Here is a 21,429-nt window from a genome sequence, read left to right on the forward strand (position 1 = left end):
TGTAACATCAAGATATATAAGAAAAGAGTTCCAAAAGGAACTTTCGAAATACTATTGGAAACCTTATTTTTGGAACCGTAGTTATATGGTTTTAACTACAGGAGGAGCTACCATTGACACAATAAAAAAATACATTGAAGAACAAGGTGAATGAAGACCTTAGCGACTAACCCCCACTAAATCAAATAGATTTTGAAGGGGAATGCGTCGCTATTTTTTTTTCAACCTTATATTAATAATGATCTAGCAAAACACCCTTTATATGGTAATAGTTTATGAATAAATACTCGTAAAAAAAGCTAGAAGCGATTTTAGGCCTCTAACTTATTCATGACTATGCTTTTGCTTTACCAGTACACATACAATTATTGATCTTCTGTGTAGAGTCTATAATGAACTAATTACAAAGCGCTCAAAACCACAATATATACTAACTTCATTCACCTTTGGTTTGTATGACATCTGGTTTTTCACCAGATTGATCTTGCATTTTTTTTCCTTTATTACCACCGAAGCCTCTAGGCTGAGTTCCGATATGATTTGGTGTATAATGACTACGTTTATCATTAAACTGTTTAGCCATGTATAACCCCCCCTTTTCATCATTTATTATGGTCAAGTTGACCTTATTCATGTATGAAAGGAGCAAAAGTTTTCATCATTGAAACTATTGGATTTTTCTGATCATTTTTTGTTCGAGCTTTAATTCAATTTTCTCTAATGCCTCTTGATCTTTTAATAATTCTTTTTTATTTTCTCGTACTAATTCCTCAAAAGTGACTTTTTTAATTTTTCGCAATTTTCTCACCATCCTTTATATTTTATTTTAACGTTAGTATTACCCAACAAACGTATAAATTATTACAACTTTTCGAAAAATCATTATTATATAAACACAAAAAAAGAAACTTCTTTGATAAGTTTCTTTTCCTTACTTTTTACATTTGACTGTTTTGCAAAGATTGTTGTTATTCATTCTAACATATTAGTACTAAAACGATTAGCAATAACGACATCTTTTCTACTATTGTAATTATTGAGTTTCTTAAAACTCGATACTGTCCATAATCATTAATTATAACAACAAAGTTTATGAACAGAGCCTTCCATTTTCAGCAGCATTATCATAAATCCTACACTCGTTTATTTTCTTTGTCGGATTAACAAAACATCGTTTCTAATTCATATCATCAATAAACTTTTCCATCTTTTCATAAGACAGTTGACCCACAAACTTATTTCTAATTATCCCATTACTATCAATAAAATACGTAGTCGGAATTGATAATACTTGAAAAATCCTATTAGCATTATCATCTTCATCTAACAGAACAGGAAAAGTCATTTTATATTCATCCACAAAACTTTCAACATCATATTCTGGATCAACATTTACCGCTAAGATCATAACATCAGAGCCGTACTCTTCATGAAACAACTGAAAATCAGGTATCTCTTCTTTACATGGTGGACACCAAGTTGCCCAAAAGTTCACTATTACTTTTTTTCCTTGCAGGTCAGAGAGCTTTATTGATTCGCCATTTAAAGTAGGTAATTCAAAATCAGGAGCCTTATTTCCTACTGCAATACCTTCAACAGCTGCCTCTGCGTTACTAGTTTTTTCATCAACATGAGCTGTTTCAGTATCATTTCCAAACTGTTTGCCAACTTCTTCAATGCTACCATTTTTTCCAGCAGATACTACTTGCCAAATACTTACTCCAATAAAACCTATTATTAAGATCACAGCTATTATTTTTTTCATTCCAACGCTCCTTAAATACCATGGTGAAAACTCATGTAACGTTATATGATTTATTATAAATGTTTATATGTAATAATAATATTTCTCTTTATAAACATTTTATGACAAGGCTCTTTTCGTACACTTTGTTGCTTTTTTTTACTTACATTAATCACTGATGTATATTATAGATCTTTTATAGTCTTTAGTGAAAAAAGATGCCTCGAACGCTAATAATTTTTTGTGTGTTTACTCTTATGACGAAAAACAACTATCAATATCGAAATTAGCCTCTAACAAGGCTCTTTGCGTAAGCTTTATTGCTTTTACCACTCACATTCAATCACCGATGTATATTATAGAATTTTTATTGTCTTTAGAAAAGAAAAGATGCGGTGAACTTTTGTTATAAATCTGCTTAGCTCTTACAATTAATTCGAAAAGGAGCCTTTACCGTAAAAATAACCTTACAAAAAAGCGTCAAAAATCAACGCTTTTATTGTAAGCACTTCTTATGTTAATGATCTGACGGCTCAGCAACTTTCACTAATAATTTGCCTAAGTTTGTACCTTTAAATAAGCCAATAAATGCTTCAGGTGTATTCTCAAACCCTTCGATAATCGTTTCTTCATATTTTAATTTTCCTTCTTTTAACCATTGTGCTAATTGTAGAATCCCTTCACTAGCACGATGTGCATAATCACCTACTAGAAACCCTTTCATTAAAGTGCGGTTTTTAATTAAAGTAGTTTGAATGCGAGGTCCAATGTCTTCTTGCAAATTATATGCAGAAATCGCTCCACACACTGGGATGCGTGAATGTACATTTAAATGTTTAAATACTTCATCAGACACATTCCCTCCAACATTTTCAAAGTAGACATCTACCCCACTTGCACATGCGCTTGCTAATTCATCTTTGAAATGTTCACTCTTATAGTTTATAGCTTCATCAAATTTAAGCTCATTTAGTAAGTAGTCGATTTTATCTTGAGAACCAGCTATCCCAACTGTACGAGCGCCTTTGATCTTCGCAATCTGCCCAACGATCATACCAACAGCCCCTGCAGCTCCCGATACTACAACAGTCTCTCCTTCTTTCGGTTCACCAATATCTAGTAAACCAAAATATGCGGTTAAGCCAGTCATACCGAGAATTCCTAACGCAGTCGAAATTGGTGCAAGGGATGGATCAATTTTCTGGAGCTCTGATTCATGAACAACTTGATTTCTAGCCCATTTCTGAAAACCTACAACGATATCCCCTTTTATCAATTTCTTTGACTTTGATTCCATTACTTCACTTATGACACCACCGACGATTGGTTGATGCAGTTCATATGGGGCAGCATAAGACTTCCCTTCCCTCATTCTTCCTCTCATATATGGATCTACAGATAAGTATAAAGTTTTTAAAAGGACTTCCCCAGAATTGAGAGCGGGTAAATTAATTTCGACAAAATTAAAGTTATCATTGTTTGGAACACCTTGTGGCCTTGAAGCTAGTTGAATTTCTTCACTACGCATATTTGAATCTCCTTTCTCTTTCTATACTACAAACTACCCTACACCGTTAGATTATATACTAAACTGTTCTAAACAAAAAAGAAGTTGATTTCATCATAACAATAAAGATATTGAACATAATAAATTTGGCAGTTGGACTATATTATCTAACCAAGGGTTTTGATAAACAAACAGGTAGTTGTCCCTTTTTCTTCTACTATTCAAACTAATTAATTTATGTACGATTTTTACCTGTTGCTACATACTTTTAACAGGTTTGTCATTATATTAACTATAATTGATATTGCTACAATAAGATCATTTTTGATGTCCTTACATTTAAGCTAAAAAGCTGTTAAGAACACCTTTTTGTTAAGAGTTTAACTACTGCAAAATAAACAGCTATACAAAGAAAAAGGGCCAGACCTTTATACTATATTATGCAAAAATGTTGGTATACTCCCTTTCACATTATATAGAATTAGTCAGACCCTTTTTAACTTACTTAGTATATTCTAAATTATCCGTGTAATTTGTCACGAAGAACCATTTGTAAAATACCACCGTGGCGATAGTAGTCAATTTCAACTTCACTATCAAATCTCACAAGTACTTCGAATTCTTTTTGATTACCCGCTTCATCAGTAGCTGTCACTTTTACATGGTCTCGTGGGCTTACAGATTCATCGATAGCAACTTCGATTGTTTCTTTCCCTGTTAACCCTAAGCTTTCAGCACTTTCACCTTGTTTAAACTGTAGTGGTAGAACACCCATAAGAACAAGATTACTACGATGAATACGTTCAAAGCTTTCAGCAATGACAGTTTTGATTCCTAGAAGGTTCGTTCCTTTAGCAGCCCAGTCACGTGAACTTCCCATTCCATAGTCATTGCCAGCTAATACAACAAGTCCTGTATCATCTTCCTTATACTTCATACATGCTTCATATATTGACATGATCTCGCCAGTTGGCCAATGAGTGGTCCAACCGCCTTCTGTACCTGGAGCGATTTGGTTACGTATTCTAATATTAGCAAATGTACCTCTTGTCATCACTCGGTCATTTCCACGTCGAGAACCGTAAGAGTTAAAGTCTCGTGGCGTTACACCTTGTTCTTGTAGATATTTACCAGCAGGAGTATCTTTACCAATTGACCCAGCAGGTGAAATATGGTCTGTTGTGACAGAGTCTCCAAATTTAGCAACTACACGTAAGCCTTTTAAGTTTTGTACTGTACCTGGCTCTTTTGATAACCCTTCAAAGAACGGTGGATTTTGAATATAAGTAGAATCTTCATCCCAACTATACAATGCTTCTTCAGAAGTCTCTATTTCATTCCAACGCTCATTGTCATCAAATACTTGTTCGTATTCTTTTCTAAACAATTCTGGTGTAACAGTTTGATTAACGACTTCTTTTACTTCTTCCATAGTTGGCCAAATTTCGTTCATGTAAACGTCGTTACCGTCTTTATCTTTTCCAATTACATCTTTTTGCAATTCAATATCAACAGTACCTGCAAGAGCGTAAGCAACAACTAATGGAGGTGATGCTAAGTAATTTCCTTTGACTAAAGGATGAATACGGCCTTCAAAATTTCGATTACCAGAAAGTACTGAAGTAACTAATAAATCATTTTTCGCAACTGCTTCTTCAATTTCCTCTGCCAATGGACCTGAGTTACCGATACATGTTGTACAACCATAACCTACTACGTTAAAACCAAGTTGCTCTAAGTATGGGAGTAAACCAGCATCTTTAAGGTATCCAGTAACAACTTTAGAGCCAGGAGCTAATGATGTTTTTACATATTCAGGAACCTGCAAGCCCTTTTCAACTGCTTTTTTCGCTACTAATCCAGCTCCCACTAAAACATATGGATTTGAAGTATTCGTACAAGATGTGATAGCAGCAATCGCAATCGCACCAGTTTCCATCGTTGTCTCATTACCGTTTGCTAATTTAACAGCTACTTTTTTATCTAATTCAGCTTTATCTAACCCAAATCCTTGGTTACCAGCTTCTGCTGTTAAAGCTGTATTAAATGCTTCCTTCATTTTAGTAAGTGGTATTAAATCTTGTGGACGTTTTGGTCCTGAAAGGTTTGCTTCTATTGCTGATAAGTTGATCTCAACCACATCAGTAAAGATAGGATCTTCTGCATCAGCTGTAAAGAACATACCATTAGCTTTACAGTAAGCTTCTACAACTTTCACTTGTTCTTCTGAACGACCTGTTAAACGCATATATTCAAGCGCTTCCTCATCAACTGGGAAGAAACCACAAGTTGCCCCGTATTCTGGAGCCATATTAGAAATTGTCGCACGATCTGCAAGTGGTAATTCAGCAACACCTGGTCCATAAAACTCAACAAATTTTCCTACAACACCTTTAGCACGAAGTACCTGAGTTACTTTTAATGCTAAATCAGTCGCTGTAGTGCCATTCGGTAAAGCTCCTGTTAGCTTCACACCGATGACTTCAGGAACTGGAAAATAAGATGGTTGTCCTAGCATACCTGCCTCTGCTTCTATACCACCAACACCCCAGCCTAGAACTCCTATACCATTGATCATTGTCGTATGTGAATCCGTACCAACAAGCGAATCAGGATAAGCAATAAATTCGCCATTCTCATCTTCAACCGCTTGAACAACATTTGCTAAATACTCTAAATTTACTTGGTGAACGATACCAGTAGCTGGTGGTACAGCACGATAATTATCAAAAGATTTTTGAGCCCAGCTTAAAAATTTATAACGCTCTGCATTTCGTTCAAATTCTAAATCCATGTTAAAGTTTAACGCATCTGCACTACCTGCTTTATCAACCTGTACAGAGTGATCAATTACTAAATCTACTGGAATTTCAGGGTTAATTTTATCTGGATCTCCACCCATATCTGCCATAGCTTTACGCAGTGATGCTAAATCAACGACAGCTGGTACCCCTGTGAAATCCTGTAAAATAACACGTGATGGCTTAAAAGGTACATCTATTGCTTTTATATCCTTAGTACCCCATTTAGCTAAATTTTCCACATGATCTTTTGTAATTACTCGACCGTCAACTTGACGTAAGACTGATTCCAACAAAACTTTAATAGAATATGGTAGGCGAGTAATGTTACCTAATTTTTGTAAAGAATTTAATTGAAAATAATTATACTTTTTTCCATTAACTTCAAATGAAGAACGTGCTTGAAAAACGTCTTGCTTTGTCATTTGTCCTTCCCCCTGTGTCGAAATTTTAAGAATGTAGTCTCAAAAACCCTTCTGAGCGCACATTAATTTGAACATATTATTAATATGTTCAATAATTAGTTGAGAGTATTATCGAAAAATATCATTTTTTCTCCCAATTCTAAATTACTTCTCATCCATCTTAATACAAGGAAGATTATAAGTAAATATCAATAATGTTATTGAAAATGATAAGTTTCCCTTATTATACATATTTTTTCCCTTGCAAATAAAAAATAGTAGTGTCTGCAATTTATCAGCAAAAATTGTAATTATAAAGATGATGGAGGTGAAGAAATGGGCAAACGTAAAGCAAACCATGTCATCCCTGGTATGAATGATGCAAAATCACAAGGAATGGGTGCGGGTTATAATGAAGAAATGCAAAATGAGCCATTGACAGCTGAGCAAAGAGCAAACAATAAGAAGAGAAAGAAAAATCAATAAAGAACCAGACCTTTTCGTAAATTTTAATCATGATTAATGCACGAACCTTGTTTTATATAACATTACATCATAAAAAAATATTCTGAACAAAATTTCAAGGACAAGTGCCATTTCGCAAGAATATACACCTCTTCTCTTGTGAAATGGCTGTTTCTTTAATACATAAAATAAGTTCAAAGCACAAAAATTGATTCTAATAGAACACAAAAAACAATGAAATTTAAATTGTAAAGACAAAAAAACCTGCCAATGCAGGTTTAAGGTGTATTATTGATTTCATTTACAATCGTGTGTAAATCTTGCTGAAATTGCTCAAGTTTTGGCTTTTGGTTTTCAGAGGCAACTTCAAGTGCATTATTTATTTGTTCGTAAGCTTCATTAATTTCATTAGATAAATGTTTTAATTCAGAACCATAATCCGCTCGATTCTCTACGATATTATTGTATACGTCCTTAACTTCCTCTGTACCTTGTTGTGCAGCTTGAAAAGCTTGCTGTTTATTTTTATGATAAGGCACTTATTGTCAACTCCTTCAAATAGATGGAACTTTCTTAGCTAGTATAGACAAAGCCTCTAATATCTATTCATTGAATAAAAAAAAACTTTACTGTCATCCTAAAAAAGAAGGAGGAGATTTATCCATGGATGAAAATAATACTAAAGGAATTCGAAAAAATGCTCCTGATGGTGAAAACCCCGGCCAGCCTGAACCATTAGACGGATCGAAAAAAGTGAAAAATCATAACCATACGAGACAGAAGCATAATAAAGGACATGATATGTAAAAAATTATGAAATCCTATGTAATATATCAACTATTACATTTGCCTCTTCTAAAGTCACAGTTCTAAAATCTAGTACGATCTTGCCTTTATTAATTCTAGTAACAATGCTCGGTGTGCTCCTTCTTAACTGTTGTGATAGCTGTTGAGACGATTTGCTATGGTGCTCTACTGTTACAACATATGTAGGGAGAGTAACTCCTGGCATTGTTCCTCCGCCAATTTCGGATTCATCTTTTAATAAAGCGAACTTATAATCATTTGTTTTGGTGTTAACCAATTCTATAAAATGCTCAGAACGCTGTTTAATTGCTCCAGTCGTTTCCAATATATCTCGCAATGTTGGGATCTCAAGTATATTACCTTTCAGGTATGACAAAAGTGTATCTTCAAGTGCTGCAAAAGTCATTTTATCAACTCTTAAGACCCGCGCAAGCTGATGTTTTTTTAGCAGATCAATAAGAGGCTTTTTCCCAACAATTATTCCTGCCTGAGGACCCCCTAATAATTTATCTCCACTAAAAGATACTAAGTCAACTCCTTGTTCAAGGATGTCTCTTACAACAGGCTCATCCCCAATGCCATTTTTCTGAAAATCAAATAAACTCCCACTACCAAGATCTTCATAAAATATAATGTCTTCATATTTTTCTCGAAGTTGTACAAGGTTTTGTGTAGGTACTGTTTTAGTAAATCCAATCGTTTTAAAGTTACTCGTATGCACCTTCATGATCATCGCAGTTTGCTCATTAATTATTTCTTCATAATCGTGTAGATGAGTTTTGTTTGTCGTCCCAACTTCTTTAAGGGATACTCCACTCTCCTCCATAATAGCTGAGATTCGAAATGAACCCCCGATCTCAACAAGCTGCCCTCTGGACACAATGACCTCTCGATCCTTTGCTAATGCTCTTAATACTAAAAATACAGCAGCGGCATTATTATTGACAACCATCGCAGCCTCAGCACCTGTCACTTGGCTAATAATCTTCTCAATGATGTCATGCCGAGAACCCCTTGTCCCCGAATCTAGATCAAATTCTAAATTGGAGTAATTTGATGCAATTTCTACTACCCTCTTTACAGCTGAATCACTTAAGCGGGCTCTTCCTAAGTTTGTATGTAGGATCACTCCCGTAGCATTAACTACTTTTTGTAAATGATATTCAGACATTGACTGTAGTTTAGCTTTAACTTGAGTAAATATATGATTAACCATGGAGGCCTGTCCATGAAATTGAATGATATATTCATTAGATAAAAGCTGTTCTCTCAATTGATTCACTTCGGTTTGAATAACTTGAGTCAACGTCTGCTCGTCAATATTAAACTCTAATAGCATAGTAAAAAATTGATTGTTTTTTTGCAATATATGTATTGGTGGTAATTGTCTTAATAAATCAATTCTCATGGAATCTTCCCCTGTCCATTTTTTATCAATTATATTTTAACCATTTTAATCGTTGACACCTTTTTCGTTCAATCATCATATCATATCCAATAGTATATTTCTGGAGGATAATTCAAATGGTTAATAACAAATATCCTAAAGCGATGCAAATCCAATGTATTGAAGATTGGATGGAGCAATTTTTTCATGACTCTTTCTATCAGATTCTTGACGAGCAGCAATTTAGAGTTGATTTATTTGAGACTGAACATGAATATATAGTCGAAGCAGAATTACCTAATGTGAAAAAACAGCACATTAATATAACAAGACACAATAATGAGGTGTCAATTCTCGTTAACAAAAATGAGCAAGAGGTAGTTGAAAGAAACGTGATTCTTCCATTTTCTATTGAATCGAAAGCAATAAAAGCACTGTTTCATAATGACATTTTAGAAATTTATATTAGTAAAGAAGCTAAAACAAATGTTCAAACAAAACATATTAACATACAGTAATATCATATTCATCTTCACGCAATATGGTAGGAAATTTGACCACAAAAATAAGCATCAGTCACTAGCTGTGAACAGATGCTTTTTAAATTGATCTGATTGCTTTATAAGTGTATCCATACCGAGAAGAAGAATTGAAGAATTGAAGATTTTGCAGTCTCGGTCAGTTGGAATAAAGTTTCCACATCATACACCAATGTTTATGTTATTTTGAACATGTTCACTTCTTATTCCATTTATTCTTTTTGCTCAATCATATTTATAATTTCATTGGCATCCGGATGTTCACCAGTTTCAAGCTTTGAATAAATTTTCTCACCATTAACTGAAACTTCGAAAGCACCACCTGAACTCGGGATAAGCTCAAGACTTGTTATTTGAGAATAAAAATGAGAAAACAACTTCTCTGCGAAACTCGCAGCTCTAGGTGCATAGTTTCACTGCATACAAAATTCTACGGATACTTTATAATTTTTCACAACTATTCCTCCAGTACTAAATTAATTATTTCAACATATGCCAAATTAACATGTGAATGCAAATATTTTGCATCCACTTTTATTGTAGTACATCCATTATTATATCGTAAAGTTACTTAAACTATTGGTTTTTTTTTATTGTCAGTCTATACTTTTATTAACGGAGGTGAAGATGATGAGTGAACATGAAAAAATCCGTTTAACTGCATTATCAACAAAAGCTGGTTGAGGCTGTAAAATTGGTCCACAAGACCTAGCGCAAGTTTTGCGCTATTTACCTGAACAAAAGAATGACCCAAACTTTCTCGTCGGGCATGAAACATCTGATGATGCAGGAGCCTACAAAGTAACTGATGAACTAGCATTAGTACAAACTTTAGATTACTTTACTCCAATCGTTGACGATCCATATATGTTTGGTCAAATTGCAGCTGCGAATGCATTGAGTGACCTGTATGCGATGGGAGCTACGCCAAGAACAGCATTAAACATTGTCGGTTTCCCAATCAACAAACTAGGGGCAGAAATTCTAGCACAAATCTTAAAGGGAGCTGCTGATAAGGTGGCAGAAGCAGATGCACTAATTATTGGTGGGCATTCCATTGATGATCAAGAGCCTAAATTTGGATTATCTGTTACTGGCTTTGTTCACCCGAATAAAATATGGAAAAATATTGGTGCTACACCTGGAGATGTATTGGTGATTACGAAACCACTCGGTGTAGGAGTTTTAACAACTGGCATTAAACGCGATAAAACAACACTCGACCAGACAAAACAAGTTACAGCAACCATGGCTCAATTGAACAAGATGGCAGCTGATTTACTACAAAAATATACACCAAGTGCTGTTACTGATATAACAGGATTCGGATTACTTGGACATGCAAGTGAAATGGCGCGAGGAAGCAATGTAAGCATGTTAATTGATTACTCGAAAACACCTCTATTAGATGGTGCACATAAGCTAGCAGAAAATGGAGTAATACCAGGAGGCTCAAAAGCCAATCATCAATGGCTGAAACAATCTGTGACATATGGTACGAACATCACTGAAACTGAACAGTTACTATTATGTGATGCCATTACTTCGGGTGGGCTCTTTATAAGTATGCCTATAAACGATGCAAAATCGTATGTAGAAGAGCTACATAATAATGGTATTGAAGACGCAGCGATTATCGGGCGTGTAATAGAAAAAGAAGATAAGTTTATATTCGTGCAATAAGTTTTTTACTTTAATTGGACCTGTACACGAGAAATAATAGTTAAACATTTACAAACTAAGCTGTTCACAAGCCATGAAATGATATAACAAAAGGTCCAAACTGAAGAAGCAGCGGGAATCTATTCTGAACCGCTACTTCTTATTTGAACCCATACTCGTTTAGAGTCTTCTCTTGTCGTATATTTTAACTTATCAAATAGTTCAAGTAATGGTACTAAATACTTCCTAGATAGTTGGAGAACATCTTTAGCGTCTTTGAGCTCAAACTGTTTCGGAAAATGTGAGCGTAGCTTTGCAATAGCTTCTTGTAACGCTGCAAAATGAATATAGTATTTACCATTTATTCCTATAAGTTTTCCAGTAAATATCAAATGATTTCTTAGTTCGTCAGCTTCCGTATTAGGTATTCCTGATTGTTTTACATATTCTTCCCAAGACAGAACTGTAATTCCGTCCTTTCGGATCATTTGAATCATATTCTCCATTCGTTTTGCCCATTGTTTAGGATAACTAGGAGTAAAGCAATGCATTGAGATATATTGCTCTTTCTTAATAAATATATCTTGATCCGACGTTTGAGTAAGTACAAAATCAAGCACTTGTGTTGGATATTTGGTTGAAAAGTGTTGAAGTAATTCCGCTTTGTTGATTCCTGTTCTTAGTGGATAACGAACATGGTAAGTATGTAAATATGATTTCATCTCTTCAATTATATTAAGGATAATAGCATTTAGAGTAACTTGGTTCTTTTTAATAACAACAAACTCTGGATGTAAGACCAATTCACCTACCAGGCGTTCGTTAATCGAACTACGCTTATTAATGTCAGATATGGAAATGATACCAGCTTGTTCGATCATATCTATTAAACGTTCTTTCGGAGTCCCTTTCATTTTGCTATGCAACATAGATACCGTATCTTTGCCAAAACGGTATTTCTGACCATTAGGGTCAATTACCCATCCTCCACCAATTGTTTCTACTGGAGTAGGCCTACGAATTATAAAACGATCTCCTCTTGTCACAACCGTTGACTCTGCTAAACGGAGTTGACAGAGAATTTCTTCATGAACTTCATCACTATTTACTTCATTACGATCAAAGAAAACAATTTTCGCCATGATTTCAGCTGTTCCAATGTGGCATTTTACTAGAGACCTTTGTTTTAGTGTGTGCTTAACATGCTTACTAAGTGAAAGTGCAATATCAATCGTATTTGTCACTAAATAAGATTCTGAAGAAGAAACTAAAACCTCACCACGTTTCACTTCATCACGTAAGGACGATACATTTATAGCTATTCTTTGTCCAGCCCAAGCTTCATCTACTGGTTTGCTATGCATTTGCATTTGCCTTATATTTGCTCTTTGGTTTGAAGGTAATATCGTTACTTGCTCATCTTCCCGCACAGACCCATCAAACACTGTTCCTCTTACGACTGTGCCTTGACCTTTTAACGTAAAAACTTGGTCGATTGGCAATCGAAATACATTTCTTGTATTTCGTGGAGAGATTGTCCGTAATAGTTTTAGTAATACTTCTTTAAGCTCATCAATTCCCTTATTTGACAAACTATCAACTAACAGGGCTGGAGCATATTCAAAAACTGTCCCTTGTAACTCTGAATGAATATCTTCTTTAACGAGTTCAAGCATTTCATCATCTACTGTATCTATTTTAGTAATTGCAATAATTCCATGTTTAATTCCTAAAAACGATAATATTTCTAGGTGTTCCTTTGTTTGTGGCATGACACCTTCATCGGCTGCAATAACAATAACAACAACATCTATGCCAGCCACTCCCGAGATCATCTGTCTAATAAACCGTTCGTGACCTGGACAATCAATGATTGAGGCTATCATGTTTTCATGAAGGTGCAAAGGTGCAAACCCTAACTCTATAGTAATCTTGCGTTCCTTCTCCTCTTTCAATATGTCAGTATCTACATTTGTCAACGCTTTCGTTAAAGCTGTTTTTCCGTGATCTATATGACCAGCTAGGCCGATCGTATAATGCTGCTCTGTCACGTAACATCACCTGCAACTCAATCACAATTTTACATTGTAATTTATCTTTGTATTATTTTAAGACTGATAAAGTAATAAGCTATTGTATAGACCTCTTAGATAGCATTTAAAAAAACACTAATCACACTATTTTCAAAGCATAATTTTTGAATGTCACAACACGAATACTTGGCAATTAATGTATGATATATGCCATGTATGCCAAGGACAAATATTACGCAATGGTAGCTGCTTGTTCTTCTATTGCCTTTTGCATATCTAGGTTAGTTACACGTTTTTCAACTTCATCTAATAGATCATGGATCTTGTTTTCAAAATACTGTACTTCTTCTTCAGTTAAGGCATTCTTCATTTTTTCTGTTAGCCGATCAACCTGCTCTTTCTCTGCTTCAGTTAGATGCTTTGCTAATCCTCGCATGAAAAGACCTCCGTTAATTTATCAGTACTGCTATTATATCATAAAAACCTTTAATCGTTGGATCATTCATGCGACTACATTAACCTTTTTTTAACACGTTCAAGTCCATCTACTTTTGTTCGCTCAGTTTTAATTTCTCGATGTAATAATATATTTTCAGCTGCCATTCCTGATAATATTGAGATACCGACTAAATCTGTAACATTACACGGTGAAAATAAATATGTTGTAGCTAAAACTGCAGCCACTGCACCTATTAAAAAGTCCGCAATAAAACCAACATCATAACCTTTTGGCTCTGTCCTTTTTTTGGGGAAGATGAGAACTCTTTTATTGCGAATGAGATGGGCAATGATTCCCGTAACCCCCCCTACTATCGCCGAAATTAACACGGTTTCAAGTAGCATTTCTCACCTCAACCTCCTTTTAGTTATAAAACACTAAAATTCTACTTAACTTCCTTTACAATTTTACTAAACCTAAGCATGTGACTGTGTAGATAGCAGTTAAAAAAGAATTAATACTATATTCAATTGCATAATATAGGTTTGATAGAAATTAGAAGCAATAGTTCTAATAGTGGGTAGATGGTTTAATAAATATATTAGGGGATTGAGTTTATTGGAGTAAAAAAAGTAAATTACATCTAATTATTCTTAATTTTCAGTTTTTTTTAAGCGTTTCTTAAGCTTGTTCACTGTCCTTTAATGGGCTATATTATTATTTATTATCATAACATATATAAAAACATTATTTTCCTTTTTTATCTTATAATTATAAAAATAGGAATTTGTACTTGCATAGCTCTTGTTTTGCTATGGTATTCAAGTACTAGTGTCAATATTGCGGAGACATATATCTTAACTATCACCATTAAATTATTTAATATTATTATTATTTATATATAATAAACAGATTCCTTGTCTTAATCTATTAATCTTAAAATTAATATATGCAAAAAATTTCTCTTGCAGATTTTATGTAGTGGATTGTATAATGTACTCGTAAATTACTATTAATTATCCTATTTTTAATCATTGTGGGGCTGGGTGTACATCTGGTGAGTGCCGCGGTCTTCAAAACCGTTTGAGAGGCGCGTGTCGTCTTTGGTGGGTTCGATTCCCATGCAGTCCCGCCAACATACCTTTCGGCATAAGGGTTTCTAGTGATTTGATCGATGATTTTATACGGTGATTTGTGCGAGATTCCCCTAACGGATTTCGCCCGGTTTTAAGAAAGACTGTTATGATCCGTAATGAAAAACCGTTATAGTCTGACGATGAAACTGTCCGCTTTCAAAAATTGAAAGGGGTTATTTTTATGCGTAAAAAAACTATTACGAGAAGATACAATCGCGACAATTCCTCAAGAGAACGCGTAGATTTATCGATGTCAATGAGCGAGATGTTCGAACAATTTATGTATCTCAAGAAAGCCGAAGGACTCGCAAATAGAACTATCGACGAATACTATATTCACTACGAATATTTTATGCGGTATGTTGAAAATGATATTCCACGCGAGGAAATGACGACAGAATTATTTTGCAGCTGGATTGCGCACATGGCCGAGGAGATGGAACTAGCGCCAGCAACTATTAATATTCGAGTCAGAACTATGAGGGCATTTGTGCGCTATGCGTACGAGGAAAAAGGTTGGATAGACGAGCCGGTACATAAACGGTTTAAACCAATTAAAGCGCCGATAGACATAATAGAAGTATTTACAAGTGAGGAAGTTAAGCGAATGATAGGCACGATTGATGATTCGACTTACGTTGGATTTCGCACTAAGGTTGTTGTGTACGTATTACTTGATACGTTAGTAAGAGTTTCAGAGCTAGTTGAATTTAAACGTAATAATATCGATTTGAAGTCAGGCACTATAAAATTAGAGGGCCTCGAAACTAAGACGCGAGTAGGTAGTTATGTGCCACTTTCTTCTAAAACCATCCGCCTACTTAAAGAGTATTTGGTTGAAACGGAGGATTGCGATAGTGAATACGCTTTTCTAACATACGAGGGGCGAAAAATTAGTACAAGCACTATTCGTGACGATATAGCCTTAGTTGGTAAGATTGCAGGAATTAAGGATAAGCGAGTATCACCGCACACATTTCGACATACTGGAGCATTGTATTATATACTATACGGAGGTGTTCCGTTTAGCTTAAAAAAATACTTGGTCACTCACATATGAACATGGTTCGACGTTACGTACAAATGACTGACGTTGATATAAAAAGGCAACACAACACTTACTCACCGTTGAATCGAGTTTTTGGTAATAAATGAGAACTACAGCCGGTTTTTACACCGGCTTTTTTTTACCCGTCATATACGTCTACTTCAACACCCACCACTTCGCTAAACTTCACTCGCTTAAATCCGGTATTCGTTTCAACGACATACTCCCGTGCCCTATCATCAATGAAATGCACTTCACCAATTAATGTCGAAATAGCCCCGTCATGCCACGTCTTGAACTTAACGGTGTAATGAAATTCCATTGCGAGGTAAATTCGTTCCTCCCACTTCGTTAGCATATATTCGTCAACTGTCGGTTTTTCAACGTGGTAATACGCCCGTTCAGCCTCGCGCTTCAATTTTCCTTGTTCCGGCATCTGAAATGCTGGCGCCCATTTTACGATTCCTCTGTCTTTTATCGTCATTACTAATCGCCTCCATAACGATTTCATAATCGAACATAAGTTCGTGGTGCAATCGTTCAATTTATCGTCACAAGGAAGTTTCATCGCAAATTAGAAGTCATTAACAACGAAAATAGACGGAGGCGATCGAATGCAAAAAGGCGAAAGAGAATTTACGCGTAGTGTCGTGAGAGCAATTATGAAATGTGATATTTCGTGTTCCTACATATTATATGAACGCAATAACTTACGAAAATACTTCGTTGTAAAGGAGGATACTCATAGACGATGCTTTTACACTTTGCGTTTTTAGTCCTCGCATGATTGTTGACTTTCATTTTAAAGCCGGTGGTACGGATGATTTAGCGAGGCAGTGGGCTAAGAATGCGGTTAAGGACGTGATCGAGCACGGGAAAAAAACGGCGAATGTGGTTTATGGTCGAGAGTTCAGTTAATTCATATTGTCGTAAACTGTAAAAAATGATAGATTATTGGTATAGAAGATTCAAGAGAAGGACCAGATACCGTGGAAACATCTAGGGAAGTATACTTCAAAAGCGAAGAAGAGGCGAAAACTAAATACGTAGAACTAGGCATATCGAACTTAACGACTAAGAGATTACCGCGAACATTCTTTTATAAAGTTAACGGACACTGGCACATTTGTTGCGTAGTTGGTTACATCGAAGATCAGCTCGATATGGTAATCATTGAGTTTATGAACTTCGAGAAAAAGATCGTGTGGATTCGCGAATTTGTCAAAATGCAGGAAGATAAAACGAAAGAGTTTGCGCAATTTGAAAGAGAAGCGCTAAGACAACGGGAGGAGACAAACACGTAATGAGTGACTATGGCATTTACGAAGAGTTGAAAATGATATCCACGATTTCAGAAGCGAAGGAAACTCTCTGTTGTTTAGGTGAAAACGATGAGTTAACGTTCAAAGTTGACGAAGGAATGGTAAAAATTAAAAAGTCGTTTCCGAGTCATTATTACGATTTTTACTATTTTCATAACGAAGCATTATTACGATTTACTATGCCGCTTAATCTATCCAGTAACAAGGCAGCCGCCGAGTTATATAGAATCCGGAAGTATTACAACGCTCATTTAAAAGAAGTAAACGCCAAAGAAGTAAATATAAACTGGGGGTAGTTGCGATCTTTGGGGTCGGAATGGCGTTCATCCCGAGCGAAGATATGTTATCAATGTAAAAAAATTTGCAACGGTTAATTAATAAATACAAACAACAGTCAACCTCCAAACATACATAATATGAAGCGAAGAAATACTTCGCCTTGCTGAACTAGCACTGCCCCGCTCATTTGAACGGGGCTTTTTCAATACTCGCAACGAAAATCACCGCATACACTGTTATAAACGAATAAAAGGGGGTCGGTACGATGGTACTGGCTTATGTTGTTAGTATGTCACAGAGTAATAATGTAACTGTTATAGACACTAAAAGTCACACCGTAATCGCAACCATTCCTTCTATAAATATTCCAGCTAATGCTAATATCGCTATTACTCCAGACGGAAAGATCGCCTATGTGTTAATTTTAGATAGCATTGATAATGTTAGTTTAGTATCTGTCATTGATACAAAGACACATTCAGTTATTGCAACCGTGCAAATAGGTAATAATATAGTATTTTTCCCACAAGATGTAATTTCCTTTACACCGGATGGAAAACTTGCATATGCAACTGTTAGTGGAGGAAATATCGTATCAGTTATTGATGTAAAAACACACTCGGTCATAGCTACTGTTGTAGTTGGAATAGCACCTATCAAAGTAGATTTTACTCTGGATGGAAAACTCGCTTATGTTGTAAATTCAAATCCGAGTGGTGTTGGCTCAGTTTCCGCAATTGATGTAAAAACTCATACTGTTATTACAACAATTCCTTTAACTGGAAACGAAGATGCGCCGAGCAGCATCGTTATTACACCTGACGGAAAACTCGCTTATGTACCTACTTCGAATGGAAACACTGTCATAGTTATTGACATAAAAACTCACTCGGTTATTGCCACAATTCAAGTAGAAAATAATAATCCACCTCAACGTTTTATCTCCTTCACACCAGATGGAAAATTAGCTTACGTAGGAAATAACATTGAAGGAACTGTATCGGTTATTGACGTAAAAACACATTCCGTTATTGCTACCGTCGATGTTGGTGCAAATCCGGCTGCTATCGCATTCACACCGAATTAGCCCCGCTCATTTGAACGGGGCTTTTTCAATACTCACAACGGAAATTACCGCATACACTTGTTATAAACGAGTGCAAGGAGGTCGGTACGATGGTACTGGCTTATATTGTGAATAATAGTGGAGGAGTTTCAGTTATCGATACTAAAACTCATTCTGTTATTGCTACTGTTTCAGTAGGGGGAAGTCCTAGTAGTGTAGCCTTTACTCCGGATGGAAAAATTGCATATGTCACAAATCAAAATTCATTCAGTGTGTCCGTAATTGATACAAAAACACATTCGGTTATAGCAACTATTACTGTACCTAGAGCGCCAAGGATGGTCGCAATTACTCCGGATGGAAAGCTCGCTTATGTTGTACATGGGGGTTTAGAGGGCGGTCAGGAAAATGTTGTTTCGGTTATTGATACAAAGACTCATTCGGTTTTGGTAACCATTCAAGTTGGTTTTTCTCCAAACTCTGTCGTGTTTACTCCAGATGGAAAAATCGCTTATGTCGTAAACGGATCATCGAACAACAATAGCGTTTCCGTGATAGACGTAAAAACTCACTCCGTTATCTCTACTATTCCAGTAGGAAGCTTGCCAAGTAATATCGCAATTACTCCGGATGGAAAGCTAGCTTATGTGACAAATATTTTCGGTAATTCTTGCTCTATAATTGACACAAAAAGGCACTCCGTTATCGCAACTGTTAGTGTTAAAAACCGTCCCTCTGATGTAAAGTTTACGCCTTACGGGAAACTTGCTTATGTCGTAAACAGAAATACAGGTGGTACTGGTTCTGTATCTGCAATAGACGTGAAAACGCACTCTGTTATCGCTACTGTACCGGTAGCTAATCAGAATGATAGACCGAACAACATCTCAATTACTCCGAATGGTAAACTAGCGTATGTAAGTACGCTTAGTAGCGATACAGTAACGGCTATTGATACAAAAACACACTCGGTAATTGCAACAATTCAAGCAGGTAGCGACCATAGTTTTGTCGAATTTACATCTGATGGTAAGTTGGCGTACGTTGGAAATCTCGATGACGGCACGTTATCGGTAATTGACGTAAAAACGCACTCGGTAAATGCAACCGTCGACGTTGGCACACGTCCGTCTGCTATCGCATTCACACCGAATTAACCCCTCTCAATTAAGAACAGGGCTTTTTCGTGGGGGGTTTCACCAATTGTCCGTAGCTTTCCACGCTTACCTATTTATTATTCGCCAACGCCCTATATAACATGAGAAATAACTGCCCTCTCGTACATGCTACATTCAATCGTTCACCATTCGAAATCCCTTCCGCCTTCGCCCATTCGATAGCTTCCTCTAATTCCTGTTCGTAGGCTAATGGCGTTGGCTTCGTTGCAACTGGCTTATACGTATGTCCAATATGACGACAAAATGCACGCACAACCACCTCCGCGTAATCCTGCCAATCGTTAAGTAATTGCGTCACGTCATCTTTTTTCGAATAGGCAAACCCGTACTCTACAATCGTTGTATTAACTGCGCCAGTATCCCGGTGCATATAATAGTAGTCTTTCTTGTTGTTATATGATAGAGTTCGCGTAAATACTCGACGCATGTTTTGACCTTCGTTTACGATTTCCTGCGCCAATAACTTCGGTAAATCATCGTCTGCGTAAATCGAATGAATTGTCTCAACTCCATCGCCACCGCCTGCGTTAATATGATTTGATATGCAATATTTAGCACCGCTTGACTTAACTTTTGAAGTCCGATGACTTGGCGACAAATATACATCAGAATCACGAGTCAAAGCAACCGGAACACATAGCGCCTTAAACCTTTCGTATTAATATAGCGATATTTTTAATACGAGGTCTTTTTCCTTCCAGTGTTGATTCGAACCGCCGCCTGGATCTTTTCCGCCGTGCCCAGGGTCAATAATTATTAGTGGTTTCGCCATTACTTAACGCCTCCTTTGTTCTTTAGTACGTCGACTGCTTGCGAAATAACTGCCGGCACTGGCACACCGATTCGTCCGGCGTTTTCAATAATCGATAACACCTCGTTCGCTGCATAGAAGAATATCGATGCATTCCGAATTAAATAACTTCCGTCGCCTATAGCGTTATCGATTAAATGTGCGACTGCAACCCTGATGAATATTGCGAGTTTCTTTGCGATACCTTTGAAGCCGATCGCGCTCGATAACTTACCCTCAACGCCACCCGCGATTAATCCCGAAACAAAATCAATTATGACTACAGATAATAAAAACACCATTAAGCCGTCAAATCCTCCCCACAAATACGTTGATATTGAGCCTCCAACGCCAATTCCTAGTTTTGCGAAAATGTCCCATCGTTCCATCATTTTGTTTCCCTTTCGGCCTCTAAATTTTGTCTATAATTAATCGTTCATTTGCGTTAAAGTTCAGTCTTAAAACCACAACCTTATCATTTGTAAGTAACGTCAGATCACTGCGATAAGGCACCGATTTAACAACACTGACGTTAATCCTTATGTCTGCCGTTGAACCTCCAACTGTCACCACCTCGCCGTAATCTGCGAAATGAGTATACCGCTTCAATTTGGCATCAATCTTATCGTTAATTACTCGATCAATACCACGCCAAAACTGCTCGAGATTTTTAAACAAGCGATATCACCCGCCTCGCTTCTAACGTCATGTATTCGCCAACTCGAAACGGTATATTCAAACGTTCAATCACGTATTTATCATTAGTTGCTGTCGTGTCCTCTACGAGTTGTAATACGTCGTCGGCTTCGTGTAAGTAGTTCG

24 protein-coding genes, 1 tRNA gene and 1 pseudogene are annotated in these 21,429 nt (G+C 36.3%); 12 read left to right on the forward strand and 14 right to left on the reverse strand.

Annotated features, from left to right (window positions below):
* Positions 1-154: transposase (locus ACSVDA_RS06345; RefSeq protein ID WP_485882021.1), on the forward strand; the 154-nt coding region annotated here is incomplete at its 5' end.
* Positions 155-436: 282 nt separating this feature from the next.
* Here the strand turns inward: ACSVDA_RS06345 and ACSVDA_RS06350 are convergent.
* The 5 genes from ACSVDA_RS06350 to acnA all read right to left on the reverse strand — a co-directional run bounded on the left by ACSVDA_RS06350 (position 437) and on the right by acnA (position 6,477).
* Positions 437-583 (reverse strand): acid-soluble spore protein N, encoded by a 147-nt coding sequence (locus tag ACSVDA_RS06350; protein WP_320210538.1) that lies wholly within the window; start codon positions 581-583, stop codon positions 437-439.
* An 84-nt stretch (positions 584-667) separates the two neighbouring features.
* Entirely contained in the window at positions 668-799 is a 132-nt protein-coding gene (locus ACSVDA_RS06355) for an FbpB family small basic protein (protein WP_320210539.1), read from the reverse strand.
* Positions 800-1,177: 378 nt separating this feature from the next.
* Complete coding sequence (locus ACSVDA_RS06360) at positions 1,178-1,765, reverse strand: TlpA family protein disulfide reductase (RefSeq protein ID WP_485881754.1); 588 nt, start codon at positions 1,763-1,765, stop codon at positions 1,178-1,180.
* Between the two features lie 496 nt (positions 1,766-2,261).
* Positions 2,262-3,272 (reverse strand): NADP-dependent oxidoreductase, encoded by a 1,011-nt coding sequence (locus tag ACSVDA_RS06365; protein WP_485881755.1) that lies wholly within the window; start codon positions 3,270-3,272, stop codon positions 2,262-2,264.
* Positions 3,273-3,771: 499 nt separating this feature from the next.
* The gene (acnA, locus tag ACSVDA_RS06370) at positions 3,772-6,477 is read right to left on the reverse strand and encodes an aconitate hydratase AcnA (protein WP_485881757.1); all 2,706 of its coding nucleotides are present in this window, start codon (positions 6,475-6,477) and stop codon (positions 3,772-3,774) included.
* Between the two features lie 315 nt (positions 6,478-6,792).
* On the opposite strand from acnA, the gene sspO reads away from it, so the two are divergent.
* The gene (gene sspO, locus ACSVDA_RS06375; protein ID WP_214482393.1) at positions 6,793-6,942 is read left to right on the forward strand and encodes a small acid-soluble spore protein O; all 150 of its coding nucleotides are present in this window, start codon (positions 6,793-6,795) and stop codon (positions 6,940-6,942) included.
* A gap of 257 nt (positions 6,943-7,199) precedes the next feature.
* Here the strand turns inward: sspO and ACSVDA_RS06380 are convergent, their stop codons facing one another.
* Positions 7,200-7,460 (reverse strand): hypothetical protein, encoded by a 261-nt coding sequence (locus tag ACSVDA_RS06380; protein WP_485881758.1) that lies wholly within the window; start codon positions 7,458-7,460, stop codon positions 7,200-7,202.
* A 124-nt stretch (positions 7,461-7,584) separates the two neighbouring features.
* Between ACSVDA_RS06380 and ACSVDA_RS06385 the strand changes: the two genes are divergently transcribed.
* Positions 7,585-7,728 carry a small acid-soluble spore protein P gene (locus tag ACSVDA_RS06385; protein WP_214482391.1) on the forward strand — a complete coding sequence of 48 codons (144 nt, stop codon included), beginning with the start codon at positions 7,585-7,587 and terminating at the stop codon, positions 7,726-7,728.
* A 4-nt stretch (positions 7,729-7,732) separates the two neighbouring features.
* Here the strand turns inward: ACSVDA_RS06385 and selA are convergent, their stop codons facing one another.
* Positions 7,733-9,136 carry an L-seryl-tRNA(Sec) selenium transferase gene (selA, locus tag ACSVDA_RS06390; RefSeq protein WP_485881759.1) on the reverse strand — a complete coding sequence of 468 codons (1,404 nt, stop codon included), beginning with the start codon at positions 9,134-9,136 and terminating at the stop codon, positions 7,733-7,735.
* Positions 9,137-9,252: 116 nt separating this feature from the next.
* On the opposite strand from selA, the gene ACSVDA_RS06395 reads away from it, so the two are divergent.
* Positions 9,253-9,633 carry an Hsp20/alpha crystallin family protein gene (locus ACSVDA_RS06395; protein WP_485881761.1) on the forward strand — a complete coding sequence of 127 codons (381 nt, stop codon included), beginning with the start codon at positions 9,253-9,255 and terminating at the stop codon, positions 9,631-9,633.
* A 233-nt stretch (positions 9,634-9,866) separates the two neighbouring features.
* Here the strand turns inward: ACSVDA_RS06395 and ACSVDA_RS06400 are convergent, their stop codons facing one another.
* Positions 9,867-10,076 carry an Rdx family protein gene (locus ACSVDA_RS06400; protein ID WP_485882023.1) on the reverse strand — a complete coding sequence of 70 codons (210 nt, stop codon included), beginning with the start codon at positions 10,074-10,076 and terminating at the stop codon, positions 9,867-9,869.
* A gap of 208 nt (positions 10,077-10,284) precedes the next feature.
* Here ACSVDA_RS06400 and selD point away from each other — a divergent pair, with 208 nt between their 5' ends.
* Complete coding sequence (gene selD, locus ACSVDA_RS06405) at positions 10,285-11,337, forward strand: selenide, water dikinase SelD (protein WP_485881763.1); 1,053 nt, start codon at positions 10,285-10,287, stop codon at positions 11,335-11,337.
* Positions 11,338-11,456: 119 nt separating this feature from the next.
* On the opposite strand, the gene selB is transcribed toward selD, so the two are convergent.
* From selB to ACSVDA_RS06420, 3 genes are all read right to left on the reverse strand, one after another.
* Positions 11,457-13,367 carry a selenocysteine-specific translation elongation factor gene (selB, locus tag ACSVDA_RS06410; protein WP_485881765.1) on the reverse strand — a complete coding sequence of 637 codons (1,911 nt, stop codon included), beginning with the start codon at positions 13,365-13,367 and terminating at the stop codon, positions 11,457-11,459.
* A gap of 214 nt (positions 13,368-13,581) precedes the next feature.
* Positions 13,582-13,785: a hypothetical protein gene (locus ACSVDA_RS06415; protein WP_485881767.1), complete on the reverse strand. Its 204-nt coding sequence runs from the start codon at positions 13,783-13,785 to the stop codon at positions 13,582-13,584.
* A gap of 74 nt (positions 13,786-13,859) precedes the next feature.
* Positions 13,860-14,192, reverse strand: a complete 333-nt coding sequence (locus ACSVDA_RS06420; RefSeq protein WP_320210548.1) for a DUF4257 domain-containing protein — start codon at positions 14,190-14,192, stop codon at positions 13,860-13,862.
* Positions 14,193-14,826: 634 nt separating this feature from the next.
* On the opposite strand from ACSVDA_RS06420, the gene ACSVDA_RS06425 reads away from it, so the two are divergent.
* Together ACSVDA_RS06425 and ACSVDA_RS06430 are read left to right on the forward strand one after the other, a co-directional pair.
* Positions 14,827-14,923: transfer RNA gene (locus ACSVDA_RS06425), tRNA-Sec, on the forward strand.
* Positions 14,924-15,105: 182 nt separating this feature from the next.
* On the forward strand, positions 15,106-15,984 hold the full coding sequence (locus tag ACSVDA_RS06430; RefSeq protein WP_485881769.1) for a tyrosine-type recombinase/integrase: 879 nt from the start codon (positions 15,106-15,108) through the stop codon (positions 15,982-15,984).
* A gap of 127 nt (positions 15,985-16,111) precedes the next feature.
* Here the strand turns inward: ACSVDA_RS06430 and ACSVDA_RS06435 are convergent, their stop codons facing one another.
* Positions 16,112-16,483 carry a YolD-like family protein gene (locus tag ACSVDA_RS06435; RefSeq protein ID WP_485881771.1) on the reverse strand — a complete coding sequence of 124 codons (372 nt, stop codon included), beginning with the start codon at positions 16,481-16,483 and terminating at the stop codon, positions 16,112-16,114.
* A 272-nt stretch (positions 16,484-16,755) separates the two neighbouring features.
* On the opposite strand from ACSVDA_RS06435, the gene ACSVDA_RS06440 reads away from it, so the two are divergent.
* From ACSVDA_RS06440 to ACSVDA_RS06460, 5 genes are all read left to right on the forward strand, one after another.
* A complete protein-coding gene (locus ACSVDA_RS06440; protein ID WP_485881772.1) occupies positions 16,756-16,890 on the forward strand; it encodes a hypothetical protein in 135 nt (44 codons plus the stop codon).
* 71 nt (positions 16,891-16,961) lie between these two features.
* Positions 16,962-17,276, forward strand: a complete 315-nt coding sequence (locus tag ACSVDA_RS06445; protein ID WP_485881774.1) for a hypothetical protein — start codon at positions 16,962-16,964, stop codon at positions 17,274-17,276.
* Entirely contained in the window at positions 17,276-17,590 is a 315-nt protein-coding gene (locus ACSVDA_RS06450; protein WP_485881775.1) for a hypothetical protein, read from the forward strand. Before ACSVDA_RS06445 ends, ACSVDA_RS06450 begins: the two co-directional genes overlap by 1 nt.
* 248 nt (positions 17,591-17,838) lie before the next feature.
* Entirely contained in the window at positions 17,839-18,660 is an 822-nt protein-coding gene (locus ACSVDA_RS06455; protein WP_485881777.1) for a cytochrome D1 domain-containing protein, read from the forward strand.
* Positions 18,661-18,749: 89 nt separating this feature from the next.
* Positions 18,750-19,796, forward strand: a complete 1,047-nt coding sequence (locus ACSVDA_RS06460) for a cytochrome D1 domain-containing protein (protein WP_485881779.1) — start codon at positions 18,750-18,752, stop codon at positions 19,794-19,796.
* 70 nt (positions 19,797-19,866) lie between these two features.
* Here the strand turns inward: ACSVDA_RS06460 and ACSVDA_RS06465 are convergent.
* A pseudogene (locus ACSVDA_RS06465) lies at positions 19,867-20,589 on the reverse strand (N-acetylmuramoyl-L-alanine amidase family protein).
* Entirely contained in the window at positions 20,589-20,996 is a 408-nt protein-coding gene (locus ACSVDA_RS06470; RefSeq protein WP_485881781.1) for a phage holin family protein, read from the reverse strand. Before ACSVDA_RS06470 ends, ACSVDA_RS06465 begins: the two are co-directional and overlap by 1 nt.
* Between the last annotated feature and the right edge of the window lie 433 nt (positions 20,997-21,429).

Origin of the sequence: Cytobacillus sp. Hm23 (assembly GCF_051842895.1) — a bacterium.
Lineage (GTDB): Bacteria > Bacillota > Bacilli > Bacillales > SM2101 > Nanhaiella.

Bases quoted from the DNA above. Each gene is read 5' to 3' on its own strand.
- ACSVDA_RS06365 (WP_485881755.1), bottom strand. From the start codon at position 3,272: ATGCGTAGTGAAGAAATTCAACTAGCTTCAAGGCCACAAGGTGTTCCA.
- ACSVDA_RS06455 (WP_485881777.1), top strand. From the start codon at position 17,839: ATGGTACTGGCTTATGTTGTTAGTATGTCACAGAGTAATAATGTAACT.
- ACSVDA_RS06360 (WP_485881754.1), bottom strand. From the start codon at position 1,765: ATGAAAAAAATAATAGCTGTGATCTTAATAATAGGTTTTATTGGAGTA.
- ACSVDA_RS06420 (WP_320210548.1), bottom strand. From the start codon at position 14,192: ATGCTACTTGAAACCGTGTTAATTTCGGCGATAGTAGGGGGGGTTACG.
- ACSVDA_RS06460 (WP_485881779.1), top strand. From the start codon at position 18,750: ATGGTACTGGCTTATATTGTGAATAATAGTGGAGGAGTTTCAGTTATC.
- ACSVDA_RS06470 (WP_485881781.1), bottom strand. From the start codon at position 20,996: ATGGAACGATGGGACATTTTCGCAAAACTAGGAATTGGCGTTGGAGGC.
- ACSVDA_RS06450 (WP_485881775.1), top strand. From the start codon at position 17,276: ATGAGTGACTATGGCATTTACGAAGAGTTGAAAATGATATCCACGATT.
- acnA (WP_485881757.1), bottom strand. From the start codon at position 6,477: ATGACAAAGCAAGACGTTTTTCAAGCACGTTCTTCATTTGAAGTTAAT.
- ACSVDA_RS06440 (WP_485881772.1), top strand. From the start codon at position 16,756: ATGATTGTTGACTTTCATTTTAAAGCCGGTGGTACGGATGATTTAGCG.
- ACSVDA_RS06385 (WP_214482391.1), top strand. From the start codon at position 7,585: ATGGATGAAAATAATACTAAAGGAATTCGAAAAAATGCTCCTGATGGT.
- ACSVDA_RS06415 (WP_485881767.1), bottom strand. From the start codon at position 13,785: ATGCGAGGATTAGCAAAGCATCTAACTGAAGCAGAGAAAGAGCAGGTT.
- ACSVDA_RS06435 (WP_485881771.1), bottom strand. From the start codon at position 16,483: ATGAAATCGTTATGGAGGCGATTAGTAATGACGATAAAAGACAGAGGA.
- ACSVDA_RS06430 (WP_485881769.1), top strand. From the start codon at position 15,106: ATGCGTAAAAAAACTATTACGAGAAGATACAATCGCGACAATTCCTCA.
- ACSVDA_RS06395 (WP_485881761.1), top strand. From the start codon at position 9,253: ATGGTTAATAACAAATATCCTAAAGCGATGCAAATCCAATGTATTGAA.
- selA (WP_485881759.1), bottom strand. From the start codon at position 9,136: ATGAGAATTGATTTATTAAGACAATTACCACCAATACATATATTGCAA.
- ACSVDA_RS06350 (WP_320210538.1), bottom strand. From the start codon at position 583: ATGGCTAAACAGTTTAATGATAAACGTAGTCATTATACACCAAATCAT.
- sspO (WP_214482393.1), top strand. From the start codon at position 6,793: ATGGGCAAACGTAAAGCAAACCATGTCATCCCTGGTATGAATGATGCA.